Source organism: Pseudomonas sp. MH9.2 (genome assembly GCF_034353875.1).
In the GTDB taxonomy this organism is placed as follows: domain Bacteria; phylum Pseudomonadota; class Gammaproteobacteria; order Pseudomonadales; family Pseudomonadaceae; genus Aquipseudomonas.
Genome location: NZ_CP133784.1, coordinates 2,520,887 through 2,541,649, shown reverse-complemented (window position 1 = coordinate 2,541,649; position 20,763 = coordinate 2,520,887). Strand labels below are relative to the sequence as shown.

General features: G+C 56.9%; 19 protein-coding genes. 4 read left to right on the top strand and 15 right to left on the bottom strand.

Annotated elements, in window-relative coordinates; translation table 11 throughout:
* Positions 1 to 72 precede the first annotated feature (72 nt).
* From RHM55_RS11905 to RHM55_RS11850, 12 genes are all read right to left on the bottom strand, one after another.
* On the bottom strand, positions 73 to 960 hold the full coding sequence (locus RHM55_RS11905; protein ID WP_322182256.1) for a farnesyl diphosphate synthase: 888 nt from the start codon (positions 958 to 960) through the stop codon (positions 73 to 75).
* A complete protein-coding gene (locus RHM55_RS11900) occupies positions 957 to 1,199 on the bottom strand; it encodes an exodeoxyribonuclease VII small subunit (protein WP_322182254.1) in 243 nt (80 codons plus the stop codon). Before RHM55_RS11900 ends, RHM55_RS11905 begins: the two co-directional genes overlap by 4 nt.
* A 183-nt stretch (positions 1,200 to 1,382) precedes the next feature.
* The gene (locus tag RHM55_RS11895; protein WP_322182252.1) at positions 1,383 to 2,630 is read right to left on the bottom strand and encodes an SfnB family sulfur acquisition oxidoreductase; all 1,248 of its coding nucleotides are present in this window, start codon (positions 2,628 to 2,630) and stop codon (positions 1,383 to 1,385) included.
* 11 nt (positions 2,631 to 2,641) lie between these two features.
* The gene (locus RHM55_RS11890; RefSeq protein ID WP_322182250.1) at positions 2,642 to 3,244 is read right to left on the bottom strand and encodes an OmpW/AlkL family protein; all 603 of its coding nucleotides are present in this window, start codon (positions 3,242 to 3,244) and stop codon (positions 2,642 to 2,644) included.
* A gap of 299 nt (positions 3,245 to 3,543) precedes the next feature.
* Complete coding sequence (locus RHM55_RS11885; protein WP_322182248.1) at positions 3,544 to 4,785, bottom strand: acyl-CoA dehydrogenase family protein; 1,242 nt, start codon at positions 4,783 to 4,785, stop codon at positions 3,544 to 3,546.
* 31 nt (positions 4,786 to 4,816) lie between these two features.
* Positions 4,817 to 6,244 (bottom strand): LLM class flavin-dependent oxidoreductase, encoded by a 1,428-nt coding sequence (locus tag RHM55_RS11880; RefSeq protein ID WP_322182246.1) that lies wholly within the window; start codon positions 6,242 to 6,244, stop codon positions 4,817 to 4,819.
* Between the two features lie 257 nt (positions 6,245 to 6,501).
* Complete coding sequence (locus RHM55_RS11875) at positions 6,502 to 7,617, bottom strand: acyl-CoA dehydrogenase family protein (RefSeq protein WP_322182890.1); 1,116 nt, start codon at positions 7,615 to 7,617, stop codon at positions 6,502 to 6,504.
* 160 nt (positions 7,618 to 7,777) lie between these two features.
* Positions 7,778 to 8,623: an amidohydrolase family protein gene (locus RHM55_RS11870; RefSeq protein WP_322182244.1), complete on the bottom strand. Its 846-nt coding sequence runs from the start codon at positions 8,621 to 8,623 to the stop codon at positions 7,778 to 7,780.
* Positions 8,620 to 9,768: an FMNH2-dependent alkanesulfonate monooxygenase gene (gene ssuD, locus RHM55_RS11865; RefSeq protein ID WP_322182242.1), complete on the bottom strand. Its 1,149-nt coding sequence runs from the start codon at positions 9,766 to 9,768 to the stop codon at positions 8,620 to 8,622. Before ssuD ends, RHM55_RS11870 begins: the two co-directional genes overlap by 4 nt.
* A 307-nt stretch (positions 9,769 to 10,075) precedes the next feature.
* A complete protein-coding gene (locus RHM55_RS11860; RefSeq protein ID WP_322182240.1) occupies positions 10,076 to 12,223 on the bottom strand; it encodes an EAL domain-containing protein in 2,148 nt (715 codons plus the stop codon).
* Positions 12,220 to 12,633, bottom strand: coding sequence for a response regulator (locus RHM55_RS11855; protein WP_322182238.1), 414 nt, complete (start codon positions 12,631 to 12,633; stop codon positions 12,220 to 12,222). Before RHM55_RS11855 ends, RHM55_RS11860 begins: the two co-directional genes overlap by 4 nt.
* On the bottom strand, positions 12,618 to 14,366 hold the full coding sequence (locus RHM55_RS11850) for a PAS domain-containing sensor histidine kinase (RefSeq protein WP_322182236.1): 1,749 nt from the start codon (positions 14,364 to 14,366) through the stop codon (positions 12,618 to 12,620). The genes RHM55_RS11855 and RHM55_RS11850 overlap by 16 nt, the downstream gene beginning before the upstream one ends.
* A gap of 320 nt (positions 14,367 to 14,686) precedes the next feature.
* Here RHM55_RS11850 and RHM55_RS11845 point away from each other — a divergent pair, with 320 nt between their 5' ends.
* The 3 genes from RHM55_RS11845 (at position 14,687) to RHM55_RS11835 (ending at position 15,882) form a co-directional block, all read left to right on the top strand.
* A complete protein-coding gene (locus RHM55_RS11845; RefSeq protein ID WP_322182234.1) occupies positions 14,687 to 14,953 on the top strand; it encodes a helix-turn-helix transcriptional regulator in 267 nt (88 codons plus the stop codon).
* Between the two features lie 108 nt (positions 14,954 to 15,061).
* Positions 15,062 to 15,586: a HipA N-terminal domain-containing protein gene (locus tag RHM55_RS11840; RefSeq protein ID WP_322182232.1), complete on the top strand. Its 525-nt coding sequence runs from the start codon at positions 15,062 to 15,064 to the stop codon at positions 15,584 to 15,586.
* Positions 15,587 to 15,612: 26 nt separating this feature from the next.
* On the top strand, positions 15,613 to 15,882 hold the full coding sequence (locus tag RHM55_RS11835; RefSeq protein ID WP_322182230.1) for a hypothetical protein: 270 nt from the start codon (positions 15,613 to 15,615) through the stop codon (positions 15,880 to 15,882).
* Between the two features lie 590 nt (positions 15,883 to 16,472).
* Here the strand turns inward: RHM55_RS11835 and RHM55_RS11830 are convergent.
* Positions 16,473 to 18,473: an acyltransferase family protein gene (locus RHM55_RS11830; protein WP_322182228.1), complete on the bottom strand. Its 2,001-nt coding sequence runs from the start codon at positions 18,471 to 18,473 to the stop codon at positions 16,473 to 16,475.
* A 524-nt stretch (positions 18,474 to 18,997) separates the two neighbouring features.
* Complete coding sequence (locus tag RHM55_RS11825) at positions 18,998 to 19,381, bottom strand: hypothetical protein (RefSeq protein ID WP_322182226.1); 384 nt, start codon at positions 19,379 to 19,381, stop codon at positions 18,998 to 19,000.
* An 867-nt stretch (positions 19,382 to 20,248) separates the two neighbouring features.
* On the opposite strand from RHM55_RS11825, the gene RHM55_RS11820 reads away from it, so the two are divergent.
* On the top strand, positions 20,249 to 20,503 hold the full coding sequence (locus RHM55_RS11820; RefSeq protein ID WP_407074633.1) for a helix-turn-helix transcriptional regulator: 255 nt from the start codon (positions 20,249 to 20,251) through the stop codon (positions 20,501 to 20,503).
* An 84-nt stretch (positions 20,504 to 20,587) separates the two neighbouring features.
* Here RHM55_RS11820 and RHM55_RS25920 read toward each other — a convergent pair whose 3' ends face one another.
* Positions 20,588 to 20,740 (bottom strand): Arm DNA-binding domain-containing protein, encoded by a 153-nt coding sequence (locus RHM55_RS25920; RefSeq protein WP_407074632.1) that lies wholly within the window; start codon positions 20,738 to 20,740, stop codon positions 20,588 to 20,590.
* Between the last annotated feature and the right edge of the window lie 23 nt (positions 20,741 to 20,763).

Below are 20,763 nucleotides of genomic sequence, written 5' to 3'. Positions count from 1 at the left end.
TCAGACAGTGGCTTTAATTTCGTGGATTTTCAGATCTGACGGTTGTCTGTGAGCTTGTTGTTGCGGTGTATTTCAGCTACGGCGCTCAACGATATAGCGGGCAAGTTCGCGCAAGGGCTCCGCCGACGCGTCGAAAGGTCGCAGGGCCTGCAGCGCCTGATCACGTAGCTCCAGAGCGTAGCCTTTGGCAGCTTCCAGGCCCAACAGAGACGGATAGGTCGGTTTGTCGCGGGCAATATCGGCGCCCTGGCGTTTACCGAGGGTGGCGGTATCGCTTTCGACGTCGAGAATGTCGTCCTGCACCTGAAAGGCCAGACCAATGGCCTGTGCATAAATTTGCAGGGCTTTGAGGTCGGCTTTCTCGGCGCGGCCACTGGCCAGAGCGCCGAGCTTTACACTGGCTTCGATCAAGGCACCGGTTTTATGCCGGTGCATGAAGGCCAGGGCGGCCTGATCGAGCTTGAGGCCCACGGAGCCCAAATCAATGGCCTGACCACCGACCATGCCCGCCGGGCCTGCGGCCAGGGCCAGGGTGCTGACCATGTTCAAGCGGGTTTCGGTATCTTGCGGCGACAACGCGGAGTCGAGTAATGCGCTGAATGCCAGGCTTTGCAGACCGTCACCGGCAAGAATCGCGCAGGCTTCATCGAAGGCTTTATGGGTAGTGGGTTGGCCGCGACGCAGATCGTCGTCGTCCATCGCCGGTAAATCGTCATGCACCAGCGAGTAAGCGTGGATCAGTTCCACCGCGCAGGCCGCGCCGTTGGCAAGCTCCGGGTTGGCGCCCAAGGCTTCGCAGGCAGCATAAGCGAGCAGCGGCCGGACACGCTTGCCGCCGTTCATCACGCTGTAGCGCATGGCAGCATACAGTCGGGTCAGTTCGGGGCTTGGTGCCTGGAACAGGCCATCCAGCGCCGCATTGACGCGGGCCTGACTGCGGGCCTGATAGGTGGAAATCATTCTGGCTGATCCTCGTCGAAGGGCTCTTCAGTCAGTTCGCCGTCGCGTTCGAGCAATACCTGCACCTTCTGCTCGGCCTGCGCCAAGGCGCCCTGGCAGTCGCGGGTCAGGCGGATACCTTGTTCGAAGGCGGTCAACGAATCCTCCAACGACAGCTCGCCGTTCTCCAGGCGCTCAACCAGCGTTTGCAGATCAGCGAGGGACTGTTCGAAATCCGGTGCAGCTTTCTTGCGGGCCATGGCGGCTATCTCGGTAGACGTTAAACCGGCGCGACACTAGCAGAGCAACGGCTTCGGGGCAAATCAAGGACGCTGCTCAGAGGCCATAACGCTACGCCAAAGGGACGCGCTTTGTCTGCTCGGGGAGGCCTTTTCGTGGGGGATACACCTCGCCAGTGCGACTGTGCCGACGAGGTGTAAGGCTTACAGCCAGGGATGACGCGGCGGCTTGATCTCGTTCAGGACATAGTTGCCGATGGCGTGGAATTTCCAGCGCACGGGGTCGTGCAGGGTATGGGTGCGTGCGTTTCGCCAGTGGCGGTCGAGGCCGTATTCCTCCAGCGTGGCGCGGGTGCCCGCCAGCTCAAATAACTTGTTGCTGGCCAGGATGGCGGCCTCGGTGGTGAGTATCTTGGCTTCTGCGGTGCGGATCGAGGCCACTGCGACGCTGTCTTCGCTCGGATCGAGCAAGGCATGGTCAATGGCGTCGGCAGCCAGATCAAGGACCGCTTCCGCGGCGCGCAGGCGCACCTGGATGTCGCCGATTTGTTGCAGGATATACGGGTCTTCAGTGGCCTTTTCCTGACCTGAATCGATCCAGGGGCGAGTGAAACTGCGCACATATTTCAGGGTGTCTTCCAGCGCGCTACGGGCCAGACCGGCGTCGATGGCTGCCTGGAGAAACTGGGAGATCGGCCCGGCAGCTGTAGGGTTGGCAAATGCGCGCCAGATCGGGATCACATGACTGGCCGGCACGCGGACCTTGTCGATCAACACCGTGCCACTTGCGGTGGTCCGCAGGCCGAAGCTGGACCAGTCGTTGACCACCTTGAGCCCCGAGGTATCGCGCGGGACGATGGCCAGATGCGGCAAGCCTTCATCATTGACCGCGACGATAGGAATCCAGTGCGCCAGCAAGGCGCCGGTGGAGAAAAACTTCTGCCCTTCGACGATAAAGTCGTCGCCCTCTGCGCTGATTTTGGTCTGGAACTCTGCAACGTTGCGCCCGCCACGTTCGGAGAAGGCATTGCCGAAACGAGTGCCGGACAGCGCGAGGTCGAAGAAAAAGCGCTTCTGCTCCTCAGTACCGTCCAGCGCGATGTGGACGAGAATGACGAAATGGTTCTGTGGCAATTGGCCTAGCGAGGCGTCGGCGGCCGCGATCAATTTGAAGACTTTGGCCACGGTACGGTAACTGGCCCCTAAACCGCCGAACTGTTTGGGCACGACGATGCTCCACAGGCCGCTTTGCGAATAAGCGTCCAGCTCGGCGAATGGCAGTCGGCGTTCGCGGTCGCGCTGGATGGTTTCCTGAGCGAACTGGCTGGCTAGGCGCTTGGCGGCATTGATGGCCTGGGCCTCGCTTTCCAGGCGAGTGGCGGGTGTTTTGGATTGGATCTGCAGGTACGGATCGCTCGGGCTGGCAGTATCGACTTTAGGTAATGAGCTCATGATGATTTCCTTTAGAAGCGGTAGCCGAGGTTAAGGCTGTAGATGGTGGGGTCGACGTCGACACTGCCGACCTTGGTGCCAGCGATTTTTACGTCGCTGTTGATCTTCGCGTAGCGCACGTCAGCGCCCAGACTCCAGTGCTCGTCGATGGCCACATCCACACCGGCCTGAAAGGCCGCACCCCATGAGTCGGAGAGTTCAAGTTTGGCGCCGTTGTCCAGATGCTCGTCGAAGAAGTAGGTGTAATTGATGCCTACGCCTACGAAGGGCTGTACTTTGGCGCCGGGCAAGAAGTGGTACTGCAGCGAAACAATCGGCGGCAAGTGGCGGGTGCTGCCAACCTTCTCTCCGTTGAGCTTGATGTCGTGTTTGAACGGCAGGCCGCCCAGTACATCGATGGCCCAGTTAGGGGTGATGAAGTAGGCGATGTTGAAGGTGGGACCGATAGAACTATTGATGTCTATGGTCCCGGGCGTGATGTTGCCGGGGTCGGAGGTAGGCACGATGTCGCTGATACCTACGCGCACTTGCCACGGGCTTTCTGCGTAGACCAGTGGCGCCGCGACACATAGCAGGGCCCCGAGGGTTGTACGTTTTAGCCAGCGATACTGCATAAAGCACTTCCTTGATTCCAGGTGTAACGGACAGCGTTTTAAACGCCGATAGGGTTTGCTCCACCACGTCCGTACATCCGGTATGCAGGGCAGCACAAGACCTTCTGCAGGCTTTATGCCAGATATTAAGTTATTGTTTTTAAACGAGTTTATTTCTATATGATTGCGCGAAAGTGTCTGTCGAGTGACAGTGCTGATGAAGTTCTGTTGCTGGCCAGACAGTCGTTTTCTGCTGCGCGGAATAGACAAAGGCCAGCGCAAGCGCTGGCCTTTGTAGTCAGTGGGCGATACCCGGTTTATCAGGCAGTCTGTTTGCTGCCCCCTCCGATCTGCCAGACATAAGGCGGCTCGGTGCCGTTGATCTCCCAGTCGCCGATGATGCGCTCCTTGTAGATCAGCGGATTGTGCGACGCCGTTGTGCGGGCATTGCGCCAGTGCCGGTCGAGTTGCTTGGTGGTGCTGGTGGCCGATGCGCCCAGTGCATTGAACAGGTCGCTGGTGGCGCGCAGCACCAGCTCGGCGATCGCCACCTGCGCCTGGGCAGACTCCAGCTCTGCGGCGATGTTGGCATCGCGTTCCGCTTGCTCGTCCTTGCCATAGCGGGTGACGTAGGCCCGCTGCGAGGCGTGCGCGGCCCGGATTGCAGCTGCTTCGGCGGCGTAGACCTGGGCCGACGCCTTGCCCACGACTTGTTGGACCTGAGCATCTGCGCTGGCGGACGACGCGTTGCCCGTGCTGAAGATGCGCGTACGCGTGCGCACTTCCTCGGCGATGTCGCGCACGGCAGCGCGACCGGAACCCACCAGCACGGCCAGCAGCGTCAGTTGATAGAAGGCTGTCTGGTATTTGAAGCGGGTGGAGAAGTCGATGATGTTCTCTTCTTCGACCACGGCGTTCTCGAATACCGACGTTCCGCTGCCGGTGGTGCGCTGACCGAAGCCGTCCCAGTCGTCGCTCTGACGGACGCCCGGTTGCTGGACCCTGACAGCAGCGATCACATCGGCACCGTTGTCATCGCGCTGGGCATACAGGTCGATCCAGTCGGCGAAGAGACTGCCGGTGCTGTAGTACTTGGTGCCATTCACGACCCACTGCTCGCCCTGACGGCTGACGCGGGTGATGACCTGGCCGATCCTCACGCCGCCCACCTCGGTCCAGGCGTTGCCGACCAGTTCACCGGCGACGAAGCGTTTGAACCAGACGTCCTGGGCGCTTGTGGCGTGGGCGTTAAGACGGTCCTCGACAAAGGCCAGGTGACCACGCAGCGCCTGCGGCAGATTGGAGTCGGCCTCGGCCAGCTCGATCAGCAACTGGACCAGTTGTGGCAGCGAGGCACCGGCTCCGCCGTGTTCAACCGGGATGCGCACAGCGCCGAAACCGGCCTCTTTCAGCCATTTTATCTGCTCGAAGGGCAGCACTCGGTTGCGTTCACGCTCCACCGCGCCTTCGGCAATACGCGCGAAAATCGGCCTGAAGCGCGCAGCGAGCTGCTCGTAATCGGTACCAAGCGACAGCGGGTTTAACGGTTGATGGCTAGACATTGATTGAACTCCTCTTGGACGATACTGCGCGTCAGGTCAGGTTGGAAAACTTGGACGGTTTGGTCTGGTCGGTGGCGTTTGCCCCGTTCTTGAACGCACCTCGATACTGAGCGGCAGGGTGGTCGGCCGCGGCGTACGCCGAGTCGCTGTCGAGCAGGTTTTCTCGCAAGGTGCTGCCCTCATACGAGGTGCGCACACGCCCCCGGCGTTGCAATTCGGGGACGATGTACTCGACGAAGTCCACAAACGATCCGGGTGTGATGGCATAGGCCAGGTTGAAACCGTCGATACCGCCGACATCCACCCAACGTTCCAGTTCATCGGCCACGGTTTTCGGGCCACCCACCAGTACGGGGCCAAGGCCGCCAATGCTGCGGTGCTTGATGATGTCGCGCGGTGTCCATTTACGGTGTGGGTCGGCAGTGGCGAGCAGTTCCAGTACCGAGCGAATGCTGTCGTTGTCGATGGCTTCCAGCGGTTGATCCGGGTCGTACTCGGAGAAGTCGATGCCGGTCCAGCCGCCGTAGAACGACAACATACCTTCGCCATTGCTGTAGCCCAGGTATTCCTGGTATTTGGCTTGCGCAGCCTCATCGCTTTCGGCAGTGATCACCGTAAGCAGCGTGAATATTTTCAGCGAATCGCGTGTCCGGCCTGCCTCTACGGCGCGGTTGCGGATGTCATCGGAGACCTCCCGCGCCTGTTCTGGAGTGGCCGGGCTGATGAACACGCCTTCGGCATGCTTGGCGGCAAAGGCGCGACCACGGGTGGAAGCGCCGGCCTGGAAAATTACCGGGGTGCGTTGCGGCGACGGCTCGGACAGGTGGATGCCGGGCACGTCGAAATACTTGCCTTTGTGGCCGATGGGGTGAACCTTGCTCGGGTCGGTGAAGATGCCTTTCTCACGGTCGCGCAGCACCGCGTCTTCATCCCAGGAACCCTCCCACAGTTTGTAGGTGACATCCAGAAACTCGTCGGCGATGTCATAGCGTTCGTCGTGGGAGATCTGCTGCTTGAGGCCGAGATTGACCGCCGCGCTGTTCAAGTAGGAGGTCACGACGTTCCAGGCCACGCGGCCTTTGGTCAGGTGGTCAAGGGTGGAGAACTTGCGCGCAAGGGCATACGGCTGCTCGTAGGTCAGCGCGGAGGTCACACCGAAACCCAAGTGTTTGGTCACGGTGGCCATGGCCGGTACCTGAAAGAACGGGTCGTTCACTGGCACTTGATCGGCATCAATCAGCGAGGTTTCCACCGAGCCCCGATAAACGTCATAGACACCCACGACATCGGCGATGAACAGCGAGTCGAAATAACCGCGCTCGAGCAACTTCGCCAGGTCGACCCAGTAGTCGAGGTCCTTGTATTTCCACGCTTGGCTTTCTGGGTGACGCCAAGTGCCAGCGGCCTGGTGGCTAACGCACGTCATGTCGAATGCATTGAGAATAATGCGAGATGCCATAGTCGGTTAACTCCTTACTCGATAGGTTCATTAAGCGCACGCGGCACATGAATGATTGTTTCTGTCGAGATTGCACAGTCCGTGCCGAGTCAGGAAAGCCGGGTAATACAAGGGCTCTGGCTGTTTTTAGAGCCTGCAAGTGTTGGTCGGGCAACACTTTGCTGTTTGATTGGGCAATAGCCAACAGTACGGTTCGGTGCTCGGAGAGGCCGGGAAGCAAGCCCGGCCCGGCAATCAATTTCCTGCGAGGTTAGGGCTCAGGAATAAAAACTGGGAGTAGGCGGGGTCTGCTTCAACGCCCACTCGCCGAGTTCGCGGATGCGATAGTCCACAGGGTCGTGCAGGGTCTGCGTGCGCAGGTTGCGCCAGTAGCGATCGAAGCGCCGCGACGCGTTGGTCGCGCGTGCGCCGGTGACTTCGAACAAACGGTTGCACACGTCCAGGCCGATTCTCGTGGCGTAGACTTTGGCGCTGCCGATGGCGAGGGCCAGTTGCGCGCGTTCCTCGGCTTCCAGGTCCTCGGCTTTATTCCAGGCGTGGTCGAACCGTGTATTGGCCCGTTCGGCCAGTGCGCGAACGGCCTCCAGCCCCGCCCAGAATTCCCCGTAGTGGGCCAGCACGTACGGGTCGTCAACGGCTTTACTGACATCGGCCTTGAACCAGGGGCGCGCCTCATTAACCGTATAGTCGCGAGCCTGTTCGAAGGCGCCTTCGGAGATTCCCAGGAACAGGTTGACGAAGGTCAGTTGCGCGAGCAATGGCCTCAGGCTGGAAAAGTGCGTACTCAACGGGCCCGGGTCGAGGAGCAGTTCGTTATCCTCGACCCGCACGCGTTCAAAGCTGGCGCTGCCGCTGTCGGTCTGGCGTTGGCCCATGTTGTTCCAGTCGCCATGCAGAGTGATGCCGGCACGGTCGGTGGGAATGGTCGCAATCAGCAGCTTGCCACTGGAGCTTTCATCCAGCGCCGAGGCGATCAGCATGTCGGAGTCGCTGGAGCCGGAACAGAAACTTTTGGTGCCGGAGAACTCGCGCCAGCCGTCGAAACGGGTCGCTATCGTGCGGGTGTCCAGAGGATTGAGGGCGTTGCCCCAGAACCAGTTCTTGCGGGCGGTCTGTTCCAGCAAGGGTTGCCATTGATCTGGCCTGGCGAACAGACGCACGGTGGCCAGCATCAGGTGCTGGAAGCCAAAGACATGAGCGATGGAGCTGTCGACTTTGGCGAACTCGCGAACGATATTCAGGGCTTCGCTCCAGCTGGCACCCGTGCCGCCGAACTCGCGGGGAATGCTGAGGGCAAGCAAGCCGCTATCACGCAGGGCGTCGCGCTCGGCCTTGGGGGTGCCGCCGCGTTCGTCACGCTCGGCAGCGGTCATGGCAAATCCGGCCGCCAGACGACGGGCGATCTGCAAGGGATCGTTTGGGGTGGTCACAGGTGACTCCTTGATTGGCTAGGGCACAGGCCGTCACCGAGGTTCATGCGCCGGGCAGCCCCCCTTATAGACAGGTGCTTACCCGACGTTTATCCAGACGGCGTTACAGTCCGAACAGCCTTGCGGCGTTGCCATAAAGCAGCTTGTCGAGTGCTGATGCGTTGAAACCGAGGGCCTGGGCGTCGTCGATGGACTGGCGAATCGGCCTGAACGGGTAGGACGAGCCAAACAGCAACTGGTCAGCAAGAAAACCGTTAGACGCCTGGACATAGGCTTCGCTGCCGGGCTGGAACAGGTACATGTCCGGCACCAGATAAATGTTCGGGTAGCGGAAGGCGACGCCGATGGCCTGCTGCACGTTCGGCCAGTAGCCGTGGTAGCAGACGATGGACAGTTGCGGGAACGCCTGGGCGACTTTTGCCAGGTGCCCAGGGTTGTTGAACGCCGGGTCGGGGGTGGTCGGGCCGCTCATCAGGAACAGGGGGATGCCGCGCTGGTCCAGGTGTTCGTAGATCGGCCAATACAGCGCATCGTCCGGATGACGAGCAGGCGCCCCGAAGCCCGGCTCCAGGTCGATGCCAACCAGTCCGAGCCGGTTGATCGCACGGTCGATTTCGGTAATAGCACCGTCGATGCCTTGCAGCGCGGGGTCGATACTGCCGATGCCGAGCAGTTCGTCATGGCCCTGAACGATGACGTGGATCAGATCGTTGGGCAGATGCTGGCTAGGGGTGTGACGGCCGACCACCACCGCCTTGCTCAGCCCAGCATCGCGTACTTCGTCGAGGAAACCCTCGGGCGTCAGCGAGCGGGCGAAGTGCTCATCGTTGCCGCGAGTGCCCACTCGGCGATTGAGCCAACGTGCGGTGGCGTATTCCGGGGAGCCGGGTGTGGCACCGAAGAAGTCATGGAGGTACGCCGGCCGGCAGCGCATATCGATGACTTTCATGCGGCGGCCTCATCTTTTGCTGGTTTCTTGCCGGCGCGAACGTCGAACGCACCCCCGGTCAATACCTGATCGCTCACGGTGACCGGCTGCTTGCCCGGCAGCAACGGGAACACCAGTTCAGCGAAGCGGAAGGCTTCTTCCAGATGGGGGTAGCCAGACAGGACAAAGCGGTCGACGCCAAGGGAAGCGTATTCCAGCAGGCGTGCGGCGACGGTCTGTGGATCGCCGACCAGTGCGGTACCCGCACCACCGCGGACCAGGCCAACACCGGCCCAAAGGTTAGGCGACACTTCCAGCTTGTCGCGTTGCCCGCCATGCAGGGCGGCCATGCGCCGTTGGCCTTCGGAGTCCATCTTCGCGTAGTTCTGTTGCGCGTCAGCGATGGTGTCGTCGTCGAGGTGGCTGATCAGTTCCTCGGCGGCGGCCCAGGCTTGCTCGTTGGTTTCGCGCACGATCACATGCAGGCGCACGCCGAAATGCACCGTACGGCCATATTTTTTGGCTCGTGCACGCACGTCGGCTATCTTCTCGGCCACGGCGGCGGGCGGCTCGCCCCACGTCAGGTAGGCGTCGACATGCTTGGCTGCCAGTTCATGGGCGGCCGGTGAGGAGCCTCCAAAATACAGCGGCGGATGAGGGCGCTGGACCGGAGGGAAGAAGTTTTGCGCGCCTTCTACCCGCACATGCTTGCCAGCGAAATCCACGGTTTCGCCGCTGAGCAGTTGGCGCCAGATGGTGAGGAATTCATCGGCGGCTTCGTAGCGCTGATCGTGATCGAGGAAAATGCCATCGGCGGCTAATTCGGTGGCGTCACCACCGGGCACCACGTTGAGCAGCAGGCGTCCGTGGCACGCCTGGTCCAGGGTCGCAGCCTGGCGCGCAGACGCGGTGGGGTTGCCGAGCGAAGTGCGCAGCGCAACCAACAGTTTGATGCGCTGGGTCACGGGCACCAGGCTGGCGGCGGTGATCCACGGGTCGAGGCAACTGCTGCCAGTCGGGATCAACAGACCGTCATAACCAAGGTTCTCGGCGGCCACAGCGATCTGCCGCATGTATTCGTTGGTGGCCGGGCGACCGCTGTCGGACTTGCCCAGGTACCGGGTGTCGCCGGAGGTGGGTAGAAACCAGAAAATATCGAGACTCATGAACACAATCCTCGTTGCAGGGGTGGGCGTCACTGGCCTCGAGCAAGGTGAGGAGCGACGGGGCGTGCAACGCAGGGCAAGTACGGCTTTGTTATCGGGGCTTGCTTGGGCAAGTCTGTGAGAAAAACGTCGACAGCCAAGAAAGAGCAAAAGGTGTACCAGAAGAGCAACCTACTGATTTATATAGGATTAGTTGTAGAAGCGGAGAGGGCGATCTGTTGCTGTGGGTGCAAAGTGCTTTATGACTGTTTGCGTGGCAACAGTTGGGGCTTCGGTTGTTTGATAGGGATCGGCTGTAACGCTGAATTTACAGCGGCTGGCGCACTTTGCATGGGGCCAGCAATGTCAGACGTTTATCCTCGCGCAGTAACTGATCGATGGCATGCAGTCCCAGCGGACGACTGAACAGATAGCCTTGGATCTGATCGCAGTGGTTGCGTAGCAGGAAGTCCATTTGCTCGACGGTTTCCACGCCTTCGGCAATCACATCCAGTTTCAGGCTATGCGCCAGGTGGATGATGGCCAGGACGATGGCGGCGTCTTCCGAGTTGACGGTAACTTCACGAATAAAGGAGATATCGATTTTCAGCGTATCGATTTGAAACCGGCGCAGGTAGGACAGGCTCGAATAGCCGGTGCCGAAGTCATCGATGGACACCTTGATGCCCAGGCCGCGCAATTTTTGCAGGCTGACGATGGTGCGCTCGGTATTGATCATGAGTGAGCTTTCGGTCAGTTCCAGTTCCAGTAAATCGGCTGCAACATGGTTGTCCGTGAGGGCGCGGATGATATCGGTCCACAACTCGCCCTCATTGAATTGGCGGGCCGAAACGTTTACTGACACTTGAACCGGGCCGATGCCCGAGCGTTGCCACTGGGCGATCTGCTGACAGGCAGTGGCAATTATCCATTTGCCGACCTGGATGATCATCCCGGTCTCTTCCAGGGCCGGAATAAAGGCATTGGGTGAAATCAAACCATGACCGGGACGTTCCCAGCGCAACAAGGCTTCCAGGCCGCAGACGCGCCCGTCGCTCAGGCGCACTTTGGGCTGATAGTGCAGGACGAACTCTTCATTCTCCACGGCTTTGCGCAGGGCTGTTTCCAGATCAAGGCGGGCCAATACCTCAGTGTTCATTTCGGCGGTAAAGAATCGATAGCTGTCGCGACCGGCTTGCTTGGCCCGATACATGGCGGTGTCGGCGAATTTGATCAAGGTATCAGGAGCGGCGTCATCGTCGGGGTAGAGGGCAATCCCGATGCTTGCGGTCACCGAGACTTCATGGCCCTTTAGATGGAAGGGTACACGCAGTTCCTCGCGGACTTTGTTGACCATTGAGGTCGCGCCTTTCTGGCCGTCCTGCGTCATCAGGATGAGCGCAAACTCATCGCCGCCCAGCCGTCCGACGGTGTCCCTGATGTTCACGCATTGCACCAGACGATTACTGAGCTGGCGTAACAGTTCGTCGCCGATGGCGTGCCCGAAGGTTTCATTGACGTTCTTGAAGTGGTCCAGATCAATGAACAGGACCGCCACTTGCCATCCGTTGTCTGCGGCTTGAGCGAGGGTGATTTGCAGGGTGGCATAAAACTGGGTGCGGTTGGGCAGGCCGGTGAGGGCATCGTAATGGGCCATATGCAGCAGGCGCTTATCGGCCTCTTTGCGCTCGGTGATGTCGCGCACGACCCCGACGATGATCCATTCCTCTCCCGAGCGATAAGCCTGACGGCGAATCTCGACCTGCACGTGCGAGCCGTTCTTGCACCGCAATTGGGTTTCGGTCAATTCATTGGCATTTTGGCCGGTGATAATATCGTCAAACAGCACCTGCAAATCCGCCGTGGAAGAGCCGTCCAGTTCACCGGGGCACATCTGCAACAGTTCTTCGCGGCTATACCCGAGCATGTCACAGGCGCTCGCATTGAATTCGACGAAGCGCAAGGTGCTGCGATGGATAAGTGTGATCGCGTCCGCAGTGACGTCCATCGCCGCGCGAAACTGCTGCAGATCTGCAGAGCGTTGCTGTACCTGATCCTCCAGTTTTGCGCTGTGTTTGCGAAGCAAGTCGCCAAACGTTTTGAGTCGCAGCAAATTTCTCACACGCAGCCACAGTTCGGCCCGGTCCACCGGCTTGCTCAGGAACTCTTCGACGCCGGCTTCCAGAGCAGCCAGGCGCGAGCTGCGGTCGCTCAACGCGGTTAGCATGATGATTGGAATACTTGAGGTCTCGGCGTTGGCCTTGAGATGGCTGGCGACCTGACAGCCATCCATCCCAGGCATCATGACGTCGAGCAGAATCAGGTCTGGCTGGGCGTACTTGATCGTTGCCAACGCCTGTTCGCCACTCACTGCGGTGCGGGTCCGATAGCCCTCGTGCTGCAATAGCAATTCCAGCAGCTTGCGTACCTGGGGGTCGTCATCGACGATCAATACGGTTGCAGATGAACTGATCATGGGTTTGGCTCGGGCGGAGTCATGTGAGGGGCGCTCGGCCCTGCGCGGTTGGTCAACAACGTGTCGATCGCAGCGTACAGTTCCCGGTAGCGCAGAGGCTTGGCGATGTAACCGTCGCAGCCGGCGATCTGACTCTTTTCCTTATCCTCCTTCATGGCCATCGCCGTCAGCGCTATGACGGGAATATTGGCCGTGGCAGAGTCCTGCTTGAGCAAGGCGGTAGCGGCAAGCCCGTCCATCCCGGGCAACTGAATGTCCATCAGGATCAAGTCCGGTTGTTGCTCGCGCGCGAGTGTCAGGCCGGTTTCCGCGTCCACCGCACACAACACGGTATGGCCCGCATTGCTGAGCAGCAGCCGGGCCAGCTTCATGTTGGCTGCATTGTCTTCAACGATCAGTACATGGGCCATGGCGTTGTCGCTCTTGTTACCTGCGGTCGCGGGGTTTGTCCTGAATCACGTAATGGCAGCCAGACCACAAAGCGTGCGCCGGCCCCAACCAGACTGGCAACGGCCACGCTGCCGCCGTGTAATTGGGCGAGTTGCTTGACCATCGCCAGCCCCAGTCCCGTGCCCTCGAATTTTCGTGCCAGGCTGCTGTCGATCTGGCTGAACGCCTGGAACAGCTTGGCCATGTCCTCTTGGGAAATACCGATGCCTGTATCGCTCACACAGAGTTCAAGGAATTGCTTATGTTCGCTGTCGGCGAGGGGGAAGCCGTACACCGGCCACTCGCCAGCCAGTGTTCCCACCACATCGCGATCAACCCGGCGGGCCGAGAGGATGACACGGCCACCGCTCGCACTGAACTTGACCGCGTTGGCCAGCAAGTTGTAGACAATTTGCTTGGTCTTGCGCGGGTCCAGCACGAGTACGCCGAAGTCTTCAGCGGTGTCCAGCTCAAGACGGATGCGCTGGGCCGCCGCCTTTTCCCTGACGATTGACAAGCTATTGCCCAGCAAACTCTGCAGGTCAACCGCTTCCAGTTCCAGGGCCATCATCCCGGCTTCAACCTTGGACAGGTCGAGGATGTCATTGATCAGAGACAGCAAATGCTGGCCGCTGGTGAAAATATCACCGACATATTCGAACTGAGTCGCGCTCATCTCACCCGCCAGACCATCCTTGAGCGCCTCGGAAAAACCGATGATGGCGTTCAGGGGCGTGCGTAATTCGTGCGACATGGTGGCCAGAAATTCCGACTTCATGCGGTTGGCATGTTCCAACTCGATATTCTTTTCCTCCAAGGTGCGCTCGAAGCGTTTGCGCTCGGTCACGTCACGGGCTGCGGCGAAACCCCCCTGTAGCTTGCGGTCGCGGTCATGAAACGTGGCGGCGTTGTAAGACACTACCGTCTCCGTGCCGTTATGCGCGCGCACCGTCAGCTCATAGTCGCTGACCTTGTGCTCACTGAGTACGCGTTTGATGGCTGCATCCGCGCGCACCGGATCGGTAAAGAATTTTTTGCAGGGTGCGCCGATCAGCTCATCACGGGTACGACCGGTGAGGGCCATCATTTGTTGGTTGACGTCGGAGATGATCCCTTGGGGATCGGTCATCATCAACGCATCGATATTGGATTCGATCAGGGAGCGCGTGTAGAACTGCTGATCGCGCAAGCGCTGATCGAGCAATGCCTGGGCGGCTTCCTCCTGCTTGCGTGCTGTGTTGTCAGTGCCGATCAACAGATAACCGATGATGTCGTCCTGGGCATCGCGCAGAGCAGTCACCGAGACAATGGCCGAGAAACGACTGCCGTCCTTACGGATATAGGTCAGCTCGTAGATGTCCTCAATGCCCCGCGATGCTTTGAATACAAGGGCCTCGAAGCCAGGAGTGATAGGTGTGTCCAATTCCAGGCTGAGCGTGGCAGCGCGCGCGATCAACTCTGCAGGGTCAGAGATATCGGCCGGCGTGATCAGGTTGACGACATCCTGGGCCTCATAGCCGAGCATGCGCTCCGCGCCGACGTTGAAAATCTGGATCACACCCTTTTCGTCAGTGGCAATACTGGAGAAATAGGCGCTATTAAAGATAGCGTCCTGCAAGGCGCCAGTCTTGAGCAACGTCTCCTGCCGACGGGACTCGACTATACCTTCGGCGCGTAACAGTCGTGCACCATCGCCTGAACTGCACTCGTCCATTGGATTCTTTCCGTAAACAATCACACCAGCGAACCGAAAAGGCAGCGCCGCAGAGCATGCTCACAGATTGCCGCTAGAAATGCTGGCGAGGAGGAGATGAAGTCCGCTGACGATAACAGATGCAGGAGATTGGTAGCACTTATTCGGATAGGTGTTGCGTTTTTTGCCACTCATAAGCGGGTGGTCTGGGTGGGCCTTCGTAAAAGTGTGCATACGCATCAAGTTGGCGTGGGAATTACGGCAACCGTCGGAAAGATGGGTTGATGACGTTATGGCATTCGTTCACTAGAAACACACGAGTTGATGCTTGAGGGCTACAAATGAGCACCCTGTTTGATGTGTCCGAAATGCTGAAACAGGCGCGAGGTGAGGCTCGCTTGAGTCAGGATGCCTTGGCCAGCCGTGCCGGCGTATCACGTTCGACGGTGGTGCGTATGGAAACCATGGCTAAAGGTGATATGAGCGTCTCGGCTCTTGTCCGTTTATTGGAAGCCGCCGGGTATGACTTAAAGCTGGTGAAGGCCGGTCATGAACGTACGGTCGAGGCCATTCTGGCCGAGCAGCGTTCAGGGGGGGTTGATTCATGATTCTAGATGTCCATGTCAGCGGAAAAACGGTCGCCAAGCTCTATCGAGAGCGTGATGAGTACGTCTTGAAAATGCCTTCCAGGTACAACTGCGGAGGATTTTGTCAGCTTGACGTTGCCCGTCCGTGAAGCCCCCTGGCGCTGGCCTCGCGATCTTTTCCCGTTTTTTCGGCAGAACCTGCCTGAGGGGTATTTGCTGGGGGTAATCCGCGAAGAGTTTGGTGCGTTGCTTGACGGCACTGACTTGTCACTGTTGGCCGTAATTGGCGGCGCGGGAATTGGCCGAGTGACGGTGACGCCTGAAGGCGTCATGCCTGGCATCGAAATGGAGCCGTTGGAAATAGGCCATCTGCTGAGCGCTGAAAACACGACCGAGCATTTTGCGACGCTGGTACGTCGGTACGCACGTGCAGCCATTTCGGGCGTTGTGCCCAAGTTCATCGCACAGAATGTTGCACATGACGCTTTGCCATTGGGTAATCCCACCCTGCGCACCGGTTTTCATATCATTAAAGGCTCGGACGACACTACGCCTTATCTGGGCTTCAACCGAACCCGCCAGGTTTGTCCGTCGGCGGTCGGCAAATCTGGACGCCGGTACGTACGCTCGAGACCTTTTCTAATGGCCGCTTAGGTATTGCCGCGCGCCAGTACTCTGCAATGGTCGAGCAACTGTGCGAGTCTGCTGTCGCCGTGGGCAAGGAAGTGATCGAGGCCGCAAAGAACGAGCCCGCTTGGCGCGATGTGGCCAAACACATGGTGCATGCCTGGAACGAGGGGATGGAGACGCTACGCAGCCCAAGAGCGGCCCCGCACTTTCGGGGGCTGGATACCGCCATCACCGAGGCGGGCTTCTCAGACCCTCGAGCACCTGAACGCAACCGAGAGCAGGTTGGTCGTTCTGAGTTGTTGGCGCCGAGAAACCGATGACGGAAACCAGGTATCGGGAAAGCAACGTGCTAATCCAATACTGATGCAGAGGGTTTTGTACTGCAGAACTCTCCTCGGCAATTAACTCCGCCGTCTGGCATATGCAAGCACTGCACCGGCACTACCGACCCTCAATTTTTAGCGCCAGCCGAGCGGGCGCTTTAGCAGGGCCGTCGCGGTTTCCCGTAGATGAGAATGGCTTTCCCGCAGGCATTAAAAAGCCGGCTGGTGGCCGGCTTTTTAGTTGCATAAAGTCATGTTTTTAAAGAATTATTATTGAGGCTTCGTTTTGTCCCCCCATCTCGTATTGTCGTTGATTTTTCACATGACCGATGGCTCATGTGGACGGTAATACGCCGGTCGAGTTCATTGCTCTCAAACCTTCGAGGACGGCCCCAATCATGAAAGCTCGATAAAAAAACTGATAACTAAGCTAAGGCGATTGCGCAGGCAGAATTTTTCACCAGAACATAAAAAGCCCCTTAAATCAATGGATTCAGGGGCTTTTATGTAATGGCTGAGAGATAGCTAGCCCGTGAGGCACTCGGTGTCGCCTATCCACTGCGCGCACAATGATCCTATCGAAATAACTAATCCTTCTGCACACCGCTCACCGCAACAGCCCCTTGAGTAAACACTTCAGAAAACATGGGTATCAGCAATCGGTTGCCATACTCACTCAGATGATTGTCATCGACATAAAGTGGCTTTTCATTCTTACTGCCATAACAGAAATTTGCGTCACACAAATACGGCAGTGGGTCTAGGATTTTAATACCGCACTGCTCGCGAGCCTTATCCTGAATACTCCAAACGAAAGCATTTCTAGCCTGATAGTCTGCACGACTTATTACCACATCATGTGCCTGCCCCATGATCAAGCCCTTTCCAATTGTAGTGGGCACCTTCGCGAGCATTTCCGGTATCGGTCGCACTAGGTACACAGGGCGGTCCTTGGCCAGAGAGCACGCCGTATCGATATAATGACGACTAAAGTCTTCCAAGTATTCTGGCGTCGCGACATCCGACAGCACATTCCAAAAAACCTGCGTCTTGCGCTCTTGTGGCTCTGCACCCTCCTCGTTATGGCCGTACACATACATAGACGTTCGATTTATCACAATAAGTGGCGCACCCAGCATATCACTTGCCAACTTCTCATGAATATTATCAATCATGCGTGAGCAAGGTTCACCACGATCTCGAGCGTTAGGGTAATTGGTCTCAGGTATGAATAAACAGCTAGAGGCTGCCTGAAAGTAGATACCTTGTTTCACGCTGGGAAGTGCCGCTTCAGCCGCCGTGACTACTGCATCAGCATGACTGTCCCCAACCAAAATCGCCTTAATATCAGAGCCACCATACACGCAAGGAATACCATGATGTAAACACTCGTCTATACGAGGATTGCGATTGTTTTTTTGCGCTTCAACTGACGCCACGTCAGGAGGCAAACGACTCGGCTCCCCATCACGTCGAAGCCACTGGCCAACGCTATAAACCGACAGCACTACCAACAACAGACAGCTCACTGCATAGCGCGGCCTCGCCACCTGCAACGCACGGCGCGTCGGGACTTCAATCCAACGATAAGACAGTTCGCCCGTCAGGAGTGCCAACAACAGCCCAGCCAGGGTCCAAACAGCGCTATGCAATTGACTAACATAGGCCAACCCTACAACCAAAGGCCAATGCCACAGATATATAGAGTATGACCGGGTGCCCAGCCATTGGGCGACCCCGCTCCCCGTCCAAATAGAATCATCTCGCTGAGCGACCAGAACAAGCGATGCCCCCAGCGTTGGAAGTAGCGCTTGCATACCCGGCCAAGCATTAGAGGCCTCGAGCAATACAATGGAGGCTAAAATCAGTAGCAACCCCAGGCCCTCGGCAATTTTGCACATCAGGGAGGAGAGTCTGCGGTGATGAAAAAGTAAAAAAACCAAACCGCCCAGCAGTAACTCCCACGCGCGAGACTGGAAAAGGTAAAATGCCTTCGCGCTGTCTTGCCGAGTGAGAATGACGCATATCACAAAAGACATTAACAAGAATATTACATGGGTGGCGACCAATGCACCCCGTTTAGGGATGACTTTCCACACGGCGGCTATTATCAGAGGAAAAATAAGATAAAATTGCCACTCAATCGATAGCGACCACGTATGCAATAACCATTTTTCTCGAGCGGCACTGTCAAAGTACCCAGCTTCTTGTAGGTAACCAAGATTCGACTTAAACAATACCGACCAACTGACATGGCGAGCCAGTTTTTTATAATCATCGGGCATTAACCAAAACCACCCGACCACTAACAGTACTGCCGACACAGCAATCAATGCGGGTGCAATCCGTTTACCCCGATCCCAGTAGAAGGACCACACGGAGAAATTACCGCCTTGCAACCCTCTACTGATAATCCCAGTCATTAAAAACCCTGAAATAACAAAAAACACATCAACACCGACAAACCCACCGCCAAAACCAACAATCCCGAAATGATAAAGCACAACAGCAATTACGGCCCAAGCACGCAACCCATTAATATCTCGACGAAACGAACGCGATTCAAGCGTTGATGCTGAATATGACACTGCCTGTCCACCCTTCACTCAAAAAAACAAAACCTGGCCCTTCTCTCAAAAAGGGGCAAAAATTATAATCATGCACTGCATAGAAATCAATGCACAGCCATGGACAACCACCTGTTTCTTGCGCACCCTTCTGTTTCAATACCGTCTGTCGATATCGTGCACTTATATTTCAAGTCGTTGAACATTCAATGAATCGCTGACACCGAGAGTGAAGACATATTACAACTGTAGTCGTTTTGCTGCTGGCACTGCGGAATGCGCAACCGACTCACTATGTCTGGAACACCAAGGGGAGGATGTTTTGAAAAAAAATACGGCGAGCCCTTGAGGTAATAGCCTCACAGGCAGGAGGCGCTTTAATTGTGAGCGCGGAACGCTAGGTGATTTTCCGTCACTACACCAGCGTTCCCATTCACCAATTTGGTCAGCTGAGATCATCGCTTCTTCACCTTCTTCTTTGTGGTACGCGTCAGTCCACATGCCGAGGCACTTTTTAGTATCAACTTTAGGTGCTACGATTTCACTCATAAGCGATTGATAACCGCAGGGCCATAAATACCATTGCTAACGAGTGCTCCATTACTGTCCCCGTGTTTACTAGGGCCAGCGTAATTGCAATTTTTACTCATGAGCTCGTCAATCAATACTCCGGTTTTTGGGTCCCATCGTTTATTTTTGATGGTGACTCCATCGCGCTCAACAGTAATTTCCCCTAATGGTTTTCCTTCTGGTGTAAATGTTTTTATATAATTGCTTATGTTTGAGCTGACAGATTGTTCTGACGTTATCGCTCGCGTTTTATCGTCATGGGTCCTCTGGATGCCGTCCGGGGATTCTTTGTTGTAATGATGTTCGTCGATGACATTTCTGTTAGTAGGGCTGTAAATATTGAAATCGCCGTCAATCAAATCTTTGTTTATTATTCCTTCGGTAAGTACTGTTTCTCCATCGACGGCATAAAACTTTACAGTTCCGTCAAGCGTGCCTTTTGTGTAATTTTCTTCGTATTGCTTTGTGGTTGTGGACGGGGTGAAGCAGGTGATATTGCCATCAAGATAGCCTATTTTTACGCCTGTCGTACATCTTAGTTTTTGGTATCTATTGCTTGCGGGTTAAGGAGTCCATAAACGCCACCATAGACGTTAGACATGTTTGCGTCGTAGGTGTTTAACATAATCTGAAAACTTACGTTTTCTTGTGTCGAGGGAGATGTATTATTCAGGGTTCCTGTAAAGGGCTCGTTAGCCTTGTTTTCGTAGATAAGACCATTCGAAATTTGAGCATTTTGGTATTCTAGGTGTGGGTCGGAGCAACCACTTAATAGAATGGTAGTGATTGCAAATATTGGTCCAGATGTTGGAAGTTGGTAGATATAGCGCTTCCTGATGTTCCGTTATCTGTGCGTTTGGATAAATTTTACTTACGCTTGATACGATCCCACAAAGTTTAAATTCGGTGCTGATCAGCACCGACTTGCACACAGGGATGTTGTCCTTGCGTTCATCTACGTTCTTCACTTGCAGCCGCTCTAACAGTTTATCCGTGCTGCTTCGATCTGAGTCCGTTGCGCTCGACTTTTTCTGTGCAAAGCCGTTGCTCACTGCCTTTCATTGCTTGCGTGAGAAACTCCTTTGTTTTTTTGCTGTGGGCATAAATGGAGTAACCAACCTTAGAAGTTGATTGTCATCGTGCTATGTCCTTCATGTCAATGAGGCGATGCCCAACCATCTAGGTCGAGATGGGGAGGGGTCGTGATAGCGGCTGATCAGAAATACATGGCGGGTGTGGTGGGCCGTGCAATTGCCAAACAGCGCATACGTAGTGGCTTGACGCAGGAGGAAGTGGCCGAGCGTTTGGGAGTTGGCAACGAAGCCGTTTCCCGCATTGAGCGAGGTGTTGTGATTCCCAACATCGGGCGGTTGCTGGAGTTCGCAGCGCTCTTTCGCGAGTGTCTCGAACTTCAGCTGTTTTGCCTCGATGGCTCTCTGAGCTTCGCGTTGAGCCACGCGTTCGATGTCGCGAGCGGCTAGAGGATCTACACCATCACTCAACTGGCTGCGTTTGGCGCTGGCTTCAAGCCTGGCTTTCTTGAGACTCACTTCAGGGAGTGAGTCCTAGCCCATCTCCCTGCGGCGGCCTGCCAGTTGGAAGCGAAGTAGCCAGGATTTACGCCCGGTAGGTTTGACGACCAAGCGAAGCCCATCACCATCTCCGTAGGTGCCGGGTTCGGTCAGGTTTTCGACTTGTCTCGGATTCAGCTTACCCATTGGATTTCCCCTGTCGTCCCTTT

Coding starts and splice junctions, on each gene's coding strand:
- RHM55_RS11895 (WP_322182252.1), bottom strand. CDS start 2,630: ATGAGCTCATTACCTAAAGTCGATACTGCCAGCCCGAGCGATCCGTAC.
- RHM55_RS11855 (WP_322182238.1), bottom strand. CDS start 12,633: ATGGCCCATGTACTGATCGTTGAAGACAATGCAGCCAACATGAAGCTG.
- RHM55_RS11820 (WP_407074633.1), top strand. CDS start 20,249: ATGGCGGGTGTGGTGGGCCGTGCAATTGCCAAACAGCGCATACGTAGT.
- RHM55_RS11870 (WP_322182244.1), bottom strand. CDS start 8,623: ATGAAAGTCATCGATATGCGCTGCCGGCCGGCGTACCTCCATGACTTC.
- RHM55_RS11875 (WP_322182890.1), bottom strand. CDS start 7,617: ATGACCGCTGCCGAGCGTGACGAACGCGGCGGCACCCCCAAGGCCGAG.
- RHM55_RS11905 (WP_322182256.1), bottom strand. CDS start 960: ATGATTTCCACCTATCAGGCCCGCAGTCAGGCCCGCGTCAATGCGGCG.
- RHM55_RS11890 (WP_322182250.1), bottom strand. CDS start 3,244: ATGCAGTATCGCTGGCTAAAACGTACAACCCTCGGGGCCCTGCTATGT.
- RHM55_RS11850 (WP_322182236.1), bottom strand. CDS start 14,366: ATGGACGAGTGCAGTTCAGGCGATGGTGCACGACTGTTACGCGCCGAA.
- RHM55_RS11885 (WP_322182248.1), bottom strand. CDS start 4,785: ATGTCTAGCCATCAACCGTTAAACCCGCTGTCGCTTGGTACCGATTAC.
- RHM55_RS11900 (WP_322182254.1), bottom strand. CDS start 1,199: ATGGCCCGCAAGAAAGCTGCACCGGATTTCGAACAGTCCCTCGCTGAT.
- ssuD (WP_322182242.1), bottom strand. CDS start 9,768: ATGAGTCTCGATATTTTCTGGTTTCTACCCACCTCCGGCGACACCCGG.
- RHM55_RS11835 (WP_322182230.1), top strand. CDS start 15,613: ATGGTCGAGCAACTGTGCGAGTCTGCTGTCGCCGTGGGCAAGGAAGTG.
- RHM55_RS11860 (WP_322182240.1), bottom strand. CDS start 12,223: ATGATCAGTTCATCTGCAACCGTATTGATCGTCGATGACGACCCCCAG.
- RHM55_RS11845 (WP_322182234.1), top strand. CDS start 14,687: ATGAGCACCCTGTTTGATGTGTCCGAAATGCTGAAACAGGCGCGAGGT.
- RHM55_RS25920 (WP_407074632.1), bottom strand. CDS start 20,740: ATGGGTAAGCTGAATCCGAGACAAGTCGAAAACCTGACCGAACCCGGC.
- RHM55_RS11880 (WP_322182246.1), bottom strand. CDS start 6,244: ATGGCATCTCGCATTATTCTCAATGCATTCGACATGACGTGCGTTAGC.